General features: G+C 68.4%; 10 protein-coding genes. 6 read left to right on the top strand and 4 right to left on the bottom strand.

The features are described 5' to 3' along the window. The 4 genes from Q7T09_RS04615 to Q7T09_RS04600 all read left to right on the top strand — a co-directional run. Positions 1-229 (top strand): SH3 domain-containing protein (locus Q7T09_RS04615; RefSeq protein WP_304698018.1); only part of this gene is annotated, 229 nt, incomplete at its 5' end. 237 nt (positions 230-466) lie between these two features. Next, positions 467-1,051, top strand: coding sequence for a pyridoxamine 5'-phosphate oxidase family protein (locus tag Q7T09_RS04610; protein ID WP_304698016.1), 585 nt, complete (start codon positions 467-469; stop codon positions 1,049-1,051). A 962-nt stretch (positions 1,052-2,013) separates the two neighbouring features. Beyond that, positions 2,014-2,433, top strand: coding sequence for an Hsp20 family protein (locus Q7T09_RS04605; RefSeq protein WP_304698015.1), 420 nt, complete (start codon positions 2,014-2,016; stop codon positions 2,431-2,433). Between the two features lie 46 nt (positions 2,434-2,479). Further along, positions 2,480-2,746: a DUF1150 family protein gene (locus Q7T09_RS04600; RefSeq protein ID WP_304698014.1), complete on the top strand. Its 267-nt coding sequence runs from the start codon at positions 2,480-2,482 to the stop codon at positions 2,744-2,746. Positions 2,747-3,026: 280 nt separating this feature from the next. On the opposite strand, the gene ptsN is transcribed toward Q7T09_RS04600, so the two are convergent. From ptsN to Q7T09_RS04585, 3 genes are all read right to left on the bottom strand, one after another. Continuing rightward, a complete protein-coding gene (gene ptsN, locus Q7T09_RS04595; protein WP_304698013.1) occupies positions 3,027-3,491 on the bottom strand; it encodes a PTS IIA-like nitrogen regulatory protein PtsN in 465 nt (154 codons plus the stop codon). Positions 3,492-3,563: 72 nt separating this feature from the next. Next, on the bottom strand, positions 3,564-4,217 hold the full coding sequence (gene hpf / locus Q7T09_RS04590) for a ribosome hibernation-promoting factor, HPF/YfiA family (protein ID WP_304698012.1): 654 nt from the start codon (positions 4,215-4,217) through the stop codon (positions 3,564-3,566). Positions 4,218-4,248: 31 nt separating this feature from the next. Beyond that, positions 4,249-4,875 (bottom strand): exopolysaccharide biosynthesis protein, encoded by a 627-nt coding sequence (locus Q7T09_RS04585; RefSeq protein WP_304698011.1) that lies wholly within the window; start codon positions 4,873-4,875, stop codon positions 4,249-4,251. A gap of 274 nt (positions 4,876-5,149) precedes the next feature. Between Q7T09_RS04585 and Q7T09_RS04580 the strand changes: the two genes are divergently transcribed. Next, positions 5,150-6,190: an aspartate-semialdehyde dehydrogenase gene (locus tag Q7T09_RS04580; RefSeq protein WP_304698009.1), complete on the top strand. Its 1,041-nt coding sequence runs from the start codon at positions 5,150-5,152 to the stop codon at positions 6,188-6,190. Positions 6,191-6,209: 19 nt separating this feature from the next. Then, positions 6,210-6,839 (top strand): glutathione S-transferase family protein, encoded by a 630-nt coding sequence (locus Q7T09_RS04575; protein WP_304698007.1) that lies wholly within the window; start codon positions 6,210-6,212, stop codon positions 6,837-6,839. Positions 6,840-6,853: 14 nt separating this feature from the next. Here the strand turns inward: Q7T09_RS04575 and rpoN are convergent, their stop codons facing one another. Continuing rightward, on the bottom strand, positions 6,854-8,350 hold the full coding sequence (gene rpoN / locus Q7T09_RS04570; RefSeq protein ID WP_304698005.1) for an RNA polymerase factor sigma-54: 1,497 nt from the start codon (positions 8,348-8,350) through the stop codon (positions 6,854-6,856). Between the last annotated feature and the right edge of the window lie 40 nt (positions 8,351-8,390).

Genomic DNA, 8,390 nt, shown 5'->3' with positions numbered 1-8,390 from the left:
GGACACCGGCGTCCCCGCCGCCCAGGCCGCGCCGTCCAAGACCTTCACCTCCCAGACGGCCCTGAACCTGCGCAAGGGCCCCGACGCCAAGTTCGCCGTGGTCCGCACCCTGCCGCCGGGCTCGGTGGTCTATCCGACCGGGAACAAGGACGGTCTCTGGTGGGAGGTCGCCGACGAGAACGACAACGTCGGCTGGGTGCTCAACACCAAGCTCGAACCGACCCGCTAGGGGTAACATGTTCGGCTCGCTCTAAACGCGCAGGGTCGGGGTCGAGGGCCCTATAAGCTGCCCCTCCACGTCATCCCGGGCGACCCGCAGGGGAGACCCGGGACCCAGGGGGATTGATCGCGGCCCCTGGGTCCCGGCTCTCCGCTTCGCTGCGGCCGGGATGACGGCGATTGTGCGCAGGGGGCGGCGCAAACGCGCCCGGGACGCTAAGCTCCCCGCTTCGAAGGAGAGCCAACCATGTCGACCTATCACGAGGGCCAGCGGCGCCTGCAGGACGCCTTCGGCAGCCGCGCCCTGGCCGACCGGCTCGATGAGACCCTGCGCCACGAGCAGTTCACCGACCGGGACGCGGCCTTCATCACCCAGCAGAGCTTCTTCTTCCTGGCCACCGCCGACGACCAGGGCCGGCCCGACTGCTCCTTCAAGGGCGGGTCCGCCGGATTCGCCCGTGTCGTCGCCCCCGACGCCCTGATCTTCCCCGACTACGACGGCAACGGCATGTTCCGCAGCCTGGGCAACCTGACAGCCAATCCGCAGGTCGGCCTGCTGTTCATGTCCACCGGCGAGCGGCCGCAGCGCCTGCGGGTCAACGGCACGGCGGAGGTCCTGCGCGACGACCCGCGGATGGCGGAATTCCCCGGCGCCCAGCTCCTGGTCCGGGTGACGCCCCGCGACATCTTCCCCAACTGCCCGCGCTACATCCCGACCCTGACGGTCACCGCCCCCTCGGTCCACACGCCGGAGGCCGACAAGCCCGTCGTCGAGCCCGAGTGGAAGGCCCACCCGATGTTCGCCGACGTGGTCCCGCCGCGGCAGGCCTGACCCGGCGGGAACCTGATACCTACTTCTCGGCTTCGACCTCACCACCTCCTCGCGGGAAATGGGCGCCCTCGCTCGAAGTTGGATCGTAGCGCGAGAAACAGTCGGCTAAGTTGAGCCAAACCACGGGATAAACCTGTCTGCATGCCTGAGATGGTCACGATCCAAATGCCATTGCGAAGTCACGACGATCTGGCGTCGAGACCTGTGCAGGCTGAGCATCTCGGAGGCGACACATTCCGGGTGATGGGTCCCCAACCGAAAGGTGAGAGCTGGATCTATCCTCCAGGGGCGGTCGTCTACGCCATCGACCAGGACGTTTCAGATGGCGAGATTGCGCTCGTCGCAGTGGGCCTATTTGACGATGGCTCCCCAGCGCCGGTGCAGCCCACGTCCTTTTCGCGGCTAAGGCTCGCGAGCATCCTCACCGGGCTTGTTCTCATCGTCGGCGGCTTGACCGTCGCCAATGCTCCGCTCCGTTCCGCCTGCCATCTTTGGGGATTGGGCATGCTTTGGTGGGGCAGCCCCTTCAGGGGGAGATCGGAGGACTGGATAGGTTTTCCGAATTCAAAGTCTGGGTGGGCGCAGCTTGTCGGGACATGCTTGGGCGCAGCCGGACTTCTCCTCCTGCTTGGAATCTTGGGCTTGGCGCGGACGGATTACGCGGCGTGGCGAGATATCCTGGCCGTTCCGACGCTGCTCTGCCTGGGCCTCTTCGTCGCCGGCGCGCTTCTGCTCTCGGGAGCGAGCATCTTCCGCGCATCGTCAGGAAGGCCTGCGAATCCTGAGCGTTCGCCTCGGTGAAAATGTTCAGTGCCGCAGATGCCCTCCGTGAACGGCGTCACGAGCGCGCGCCGCCCCACCATTGAAAGCCCCGCTTCCCCGCCCCATCTTCTGAGTCATCCGGTGGGCCGCGCCACGTCTCGGGCGGTAGCCGGAGAGTCGCTTACAGCGAGGACTCTGAAATGACCCGGTCGATCGTCTTCGACTCACCTTTCCTGCTCGGCTTCGAGCACACGCGCAGCCTCATCGAGCGCGCGGCCAAGGCCGCCGCCGAGAGCTATCCGCCGTACAATGTGGAAGAGCGCACAGGCGGCGGCCTGCGGATCACCCTGGCGGTAGCGGGGTTCACCCCCGACACCCTGCAGGTGACCCTGGAGGACCGCCAGCTGGTGGTGGCCGGCAAGCGCGAGGATAGCGCCAAGGCCGAGGACGCCTATCTGCACCGCGGCATCGCCGCCCGGGGCTTCATCCGAAGCTTCGTCCTGGCCGATGGCGTGGAGGTGGAGAAGGCCCTGCTCGAACATGGCCTGCTGCACATCGACCTCGCCCGCCCCGAGCCCGACAAGCTCATCAAGAAGATACCGATCCAGACGGCCGGCTGAACCCAGCGACCGTCACACGCGTTGCCCTTACAAGGAGGTGGTCATCATGACGCCGAACCCGATGATAGATCTCACGACCGAAGCCTTCGCCGCCCTCGGCGCCCCCGATCTCGTCTATGTCCGGCCCATCAAGGCCTCCGAGATCCTCGCCTCGACTCCGGCGGCCCAGATCGAGGGCTTCGCGCTCGATCCCGAACAGACCCTCTACGCGGTCCACCGCGCCGACGGCGAACGCCTGGCGGTGATGACCGACAAGAACGCCGCCGTCGCCGCCGCCCTGGCCCACGAACTGGCCCCGGTCTCGGTGCACTAAGCCACCTCCTCCCTCCCCTTTTATGGGGAGGGACAGATCGCATTAGCGATCAGGGTGGGGGAGTGTGGCCGGCATTCCCCACCCTCCGAGGCTCCGCCTCGTCCACCCTCCCCAGGTCGGGGAGGGCGTATCTCAGACAGCGTCGCCTCCTCCCCTCCCGCTTGCGGGAGAGGTAGGGTGAGGGCTCTTTCCGAATTTCCGTGACCCCTCCAAGACCGAGACGCGCAGCCCTGCTGCGCGCCCCCTCACCCATCCTCTCCCCCAAGAAGGGGGCGAGGAGTCAGGCCGCGCTCGACCTTGCTTCCTGCACCAAGAGCGCGTGGATGGCGTCCGGCGTGCGGGCCTGGCGCAGCTGTTCGCGCAGATCGGCCTGGCGCAGCAGGCGCGACACCCGGGCCAGGGTCCGCAGGTGCTCGGTCGAGGCGTTGGGCGGGGCGAAGAGGGCGAAGATCAGGTCCACCGGCTGGTCGTCGATGGAATCGAAGTCCACCGGATGGTCCAGGCGCACGAACACCGCGCGCATCCGCTGCAGGCCCTCAAGCCGGGCGTGCGGCACGGCGACGCCGTAACCCACCCCCGTGGAGCCGGCCTGCTCGCGCTCGGCGAGCGCGTCCAGCACCACCCCGGCGTCGAGGCCGAACTGGCGGGCGGCCACCTCGGACACCACCGCCAGGACCTGGCGCTTGTTGGGGGCGCTGACACGCGGCGCGATGGCCGCGCGTTCCAGAATCTCACCGATCAACATGGTTCGTGACGCCCAAAACAAACAGAAACCGGCCCGTGCGAAGACCAGATCGCCACGGGCCGGGCCGAAACGTCACGCCGGGGCGTGGGTTCCGTTCAGTCCGTTCCCGCTCAGCGATTTGGTGCGTTCGGGATCGATCCAGCCGATATTCCCGTCGGGTCGGCGGTACACCACGGACAATCCACCGTGAGCGGCGTTCCTAAAGACGATTGTTTGAGATTCCGTCAAGTCCAGCTCCATCACCGCCATGGAAACGGTCATGGTCCGAAGGTCCTTTTCCGTTTCGGCGATGACCATCGCGGCCGGCAGGGCATGGGGGCCCTGCGGCGTTTCGCCCTCGTCGCCCATGTCCCAGGCCTCGTCCTCCTCGCCCTCGGGGGCGCGGATCACGAAGTAGGAAGCGGTTTCGGCGGCCTTGGCGCTGGCCGCGGTGGAATGACTTTTCAGCCTTCGCTTGTAACGTCGGACCCGGGTCTCGATCTTGGACAGCGCCTGGTCGAAGGCGCCGTGGGCGTCGGAGCCCAGACCGTGACTCTGCAGCGCCTGGCCCGTGGCCAGCTTCACCGCGCAGTCGACTCTAAAGGAATGGCCCTCTCGGCTGACGACCACATCCGCGGCGCCGCCGCGGTCGAAGTACTTGCCGATAGAACCGGTGATTTCGTCGGTGACCCGCTCACGCAGGGCCTCCCCAACGGCGACATGCTTGCCGGAAACCGAGACTTGCATGAGCTCACAACGCGCCTGACCGCCGATGGTGTCAAGCGCCTCCGAACCACCCCACGAGATGGTGTACGGCGCCCATCACGACCCCGGCGCTGAGGAACAGCACGCCGCCCGAAATGGCCGCCAGGGCGTAGCCGGCCAGGGCCAGCAGGCCGTCCCTCTGCACCATGGAGAAGGCCAGGACCGCGATGGTCAGGGCCGGCAGGACGTTGCCCAGGGGGATGGGCAGGATCAGCACGAAGGACAGCAGGGTGCAGACCAGGCCGATCATCCGGTCCCCCACCGGTCCGAACATGAAGACCAGGCGCGGCCGGGAGACCTGCTCGATCCGCTCCAGCCAGGGCAGCAGCTTCTCGAAGCCCCGCGCCAGGTCGGTCCGGCTCATCCGCCGGTCGTCGATGAAGCGCGGCAGCCACAGGGTCTGGAAGCCGATCACCATCTGGGGCGAGATCAGCAGCAGGGGCGCCCCCAGGACGGTGGTGGAGCCCGGCGGCAGCGGCAGCAGGTTGGGCAGGGCCAGGACGAACATCAGGGCGCCGAAGGCCCGGCGTCCGAAGGTGTCGATGATCTCGCCCAGGGTCACCGTCTCGGCCGATTGGCGGCCGAGCGCGCGGATATGGGCCGAGAGGCTCAGGTGTCGCGGAAACTCTCGGTCAGGCATGGGGCCTCATATCGCCGGACGCGGGCGGCAGCACAACGCTTGAAGCCGAATTCGGTCCCGAGCTTTACAGCCGCGCCGGTTTTCGGCTAGGAGGCGCGGCATGCGGATCGCCGTCATTAAACGCGCCATTAAAACCACCAGGCTCTCGGGGCCTGGGGGTTGCCGCGTGCACGCCGCGTAGCAACCCCCAGCACCCCGCCGGAAGGTCGGGTGCTTGAAGGTCCAGCAGACTTGAGACAGCCCCGCCCTCCGGTCCCAAACCGGAGAACGACCCATGTCTGTCCATCTCGAACGCCCCGCCCGCCAGCGCCTGTTCAATGTCGCCATCGTCGGGGCCACCGGCGCCGTCGGGGCCGAGCTGATCGGCTGCCTGGAGCGCCGGAGCTTCCCCGTGGCGAGCCTCAAGCTGCTGGCCTCGGCCCGCTCGGCCGGCAGGACCCTGATGTTCAAGGGCGCGCCGGTGACCGTCGAGGCCCTGACGGCCGAGGCCTTCGACGGGGTCGACATCGCCCTGTTCTCGGCCGGCGCCGCCATCAGCCGCGAGTTCGCCCCCATCGCCGCGGCCCGGGGCTGCGTGGTGGTGGACAATTCCTCGGCCTTCCGCATGGCGCCCGACATCCCCCTGGTGGTGCCGGAGGTGAACGGCGCCGCCCTGGCCGGCCGCCCCGCCATCGTCGCCAATCCCAACTGCGTGGCCGCCATTGCGGTGATGGCGCTCGCCCCCCTGCACGCCCACAACCCCATCGTCCGGGTGATCGGCTCGACCTACCAGTCGGCCTCGGGCGCCGGGGCGGCGGCCATGGAGGAGCTGGAGCTGTCCACCGCCGCCTATCTGGCCGGGGAGGCCTTCGAGCCCAAGGTCCTGCCGCACCCCTACGCCTTCAACGTCTTCAGCCACAACACCGCCATCGACCCGGCCACCGGGTACAATGGCGAGGAGAGCAAGGTCATGGCCGAGATCCGCAAGATCATGGGCGCCCCGGACCTGCGCGTGTCCTTCACCTGCGTCCGCGTGCCGGTGCTGCGCGCCCACTCCATGGCCCTTACGGTGGAGTTCGAGGGTCACATGTCGGTCAGCGTGGCGGAATCCCTCTTGGCCCAGGCGCCGGGGGTGCGCATCGTGAACGACAACGAAAACAATCACTTCCCCATGCCGGTCGAGGCCTCCGGTCAGGACGACGTGTTGGTCGGTCGGCTACGTGTCGACGCCAGCGATCCGAGTGGCCGCACCCTGACCCTTTTCCTGGCTGGGGATCAGCTCCTGAAGGGCGCCGCCTTGAACGCCGTCCAGATCGCCGAGCAATATGCCGCCTGATCCCTCCGCGGAGACCGACATGTACGAGCTGCACTACTCACCGGGGACGGCCAGCCTGCTGCCCCACATGATGCTCCGCGAGCTGGGGGTCCCCTTCCAGCTGCGGCTGGTGGACCGGGAGGCCAAGGAGCAGGCGGCGCCCGACTACCTGAAGCTCAACCCCAATGGCCGCATCCCGGTGCTGGTGGCGGCCGGCCAGGCCCTCTACGAGACCGCCGCCATCGCCCTCCACCTGGCCGACCGCCATCCAGGCCTGGCCCCACCCGTGGGGGCCGCCGACCGGGGCGACTACTACAAGTGGATGGTCCACCTGGCCAACACCACCCAGGCCGAGTTCCGGGCCTGGTTCTATTCCCACGAGTTCGTCGCCGACCCGGCCTGCGAGGCCTCGGCCCACGCCGCGGCTGGCAAGCGCCTGGCGGCCAACTTCCAGACCATCGCCGCCCAGCTCGGCGACCGGCCCTGGCTGCTGGCCTCCGGCTTCTCGGCGGCCGATCTCTACCTGCTGATGATGGTCCGCTGGGGCCGGACCCTGCCCTCCCCGGCCCGGGAGATCCCGGCGCTGGGCGCCCACGCCGCCCGCGTCCTGGGCAGGCCGGCGGTGCAGGAAACCCTTGCCGCGGAAGGCCTCGCGGCGCCCTACATCTAGCAGGCGGCCTACATCTAGCAGGCGGCCTTCAGCACCCGGCGGCGCTCGACGGAGGAGGGGATGCGCATGGCCTCCCGGTACTTGGCGACCGTGCGGCGGGCGATGTCGACCCCGGTCTCCTTGAGGATCTCCACGATCCGGTCGTCGGAATGGACCTCGGCCTCGTTCCGCTCGGTCTCGATCAGCTGCTTGATCCGGTGGCGCACGCTCTCCGACGAGTGGGCCTCGCCGCCACCGGAATTGGCGATGCCGGAGGTGAAGAAGAACTTCAGCTCGAACATGCCGCGCGGGGTGGCGATGTACTTGTTGGAGGTGACCCGGCTGACCGTCGACTCGTGCATGCCGATGGCGTCGGCCACGGTCTTCAGGTTCAGCGGCCGCAGGTGCTCGACCCCATAGGCCAGGAAGCCGTCCTGCTGGCGCACGATCTCGGAGGCCACCTTCAGGATGGTCTTGGCCCGCTGGTCGAGGCTTTTCACCAGCCAGTTGGCGCTGGCCATGCAGTCGGCGACGAAGACCTTTTCCTGGTCGGTCCGCGCCCCGGCCGAGACCCGGGCGTGGTAGCGCTGGTCCACCAGCAGGCGGGGCAGGGTGTCGGAGTTCAGCTCCACATGCCACAGGCCGCCCAGGCCCTCGCGCACGAAGACGTCGGGGGCCACCGGCTGGCTGGGCTCGCCGCCGCAGGCCGCGCCCGGCCGGGGCGTCAGGGACTTCAGCTCGGCGATCATGTCCTTCAGGTCCTCGTCGTCCACCCCGCACGCCTTGCGCAGGGCGGAAAGGTCGCGGCGGGCCAAGAGGTCCAGATTGTCCAGCAGGGCCATCATGGCCGGGTCGCAGCGGTCGCGCTCCTTGAGCTGCAGCATCAGGCACTCGCGCACGTCGCGGGCGAAGACCCCGATGGGCTCGAAGCGCTGCAGCATGCGCAGCACGTCCTCCAGGAAGGTGAGGTCGCAGCCCAGGCGCTCGGCGGTCTCGGCCATGTCGACCCGCAGGTAGCCGCCCTCGTCGACCCCATCCACCAGCACGCTGGCGGCGGCGTACTCGATGCCGCTGAAGCCGGAGACCACCAGCTGGTCGTTGAGGTGTTCGGCGAGCGTCTTCTCGCGGGTCAGGCGTTGCTCGAAGTCGTCGGTGTCCTCGAAGGAGCCGCCCTTGCCGGCCCGGGACCAGTCGATGGCGCCCCCGGCCTCGCCGGCCCCGTCCGCCGAGTCGCCGGTGTTGCGTTCGCCCGGCGAGGCCTCGGCCTCATGGCTGACGTCCATATGGGCCTCGGCCGCGCCCTCAGGAATCTGGTCGGAGGCGAAGTCTTCGGCGTCGCGGGGGCCGGCCTCGACATCGGGTTCGGAGTCGCGTTCGTCGCGCTGGAGCAGCGGGTTCCGCTCCAGTTCGCCTTCCACATAGGCCTCCAACTCCATGTTGGAGAGCTGCAGCAGCTTGATGGCCTGCTGCAGCTGGGGGGTGATCACCAACCCCTGGCCTTGCCGCATCTCTAAACGCGCGCCGAGCGCCAAAATCGCCTCCTGGCCTGTTTCTTGCTGGACAGGCTAGGCG

Source organism: Phenylobacterium sp., assembly GCF_030645195.1.
GTDB lineage: Bacteria > Pseudomonadota > Alphaproteobacteria > Caulobacterales > Caulobacteraceae > Phenylobacterium.
This window is presented reverse-complemented; position numbering and strand designations above follow the sequence as displayed.

Excerpts from the sequence above, each read along its gene's own strand:
- ptsN (WP_304698013.1), bottom strand. The coding sequence starts at position 3,491 with ATGTTGATCGGTGAGATTCTGGAACGCGCGGCCATCGCGCCGCGTGTC.
- Q7T09_RS04605 (WP_304698015.1), top strand. The coding sequence starts at position 2,014 with ATGACCCGGTCGATCGTCTTCGACTCACCTTTCCTGCTCGGCTTCGAG.
- Q7T09_RS04585 (WP_304698011.1), bottom strand. The coding sequence starts at position 4,875 with ATGCCTGACCGAGAGTTTCCGCGACACCTGAGCCTCTCGGCCCATATC.
- Q7T09_RS04580 (WP_304698009.1), top strand. The coding sequence starts at position 5,150 with ATGTCTGTCCATCTCGAACGCCCCGCCCGCCAGCGCCTGTTCAATGTC.
- Q7T09_RS04600 (WP_304698014.1), top strand. The coding sequence starts at position 2,480 with ATGACGCCGAACCCGATGATAGATCTCACGACCGAAGCCTTCGCCGCC.
- Q7T09_RS04610 (WP_304698016.1), top strand. The coding sequence starts at position 467 with ATGTCGACCTATCACGAGGGCCAGCGGCGCCTGCAGGACGCCTTCGGC.
- hpf (WP_304698012.1), bottom strand. The coding sequence starts at position 4,217 with ATGCAAGTCTCGGTTTCCGGCAAGCATGTCGCCGTTGGGGAGGCCCTG.
- Q7T09_RS04575 (WP_304698007.1), top strand. The coding sequence starts at position 6,210 with ATGTACGAGCTGCACTACTCACCGGGGACGGCCAGCCTGCTGCCCCAC.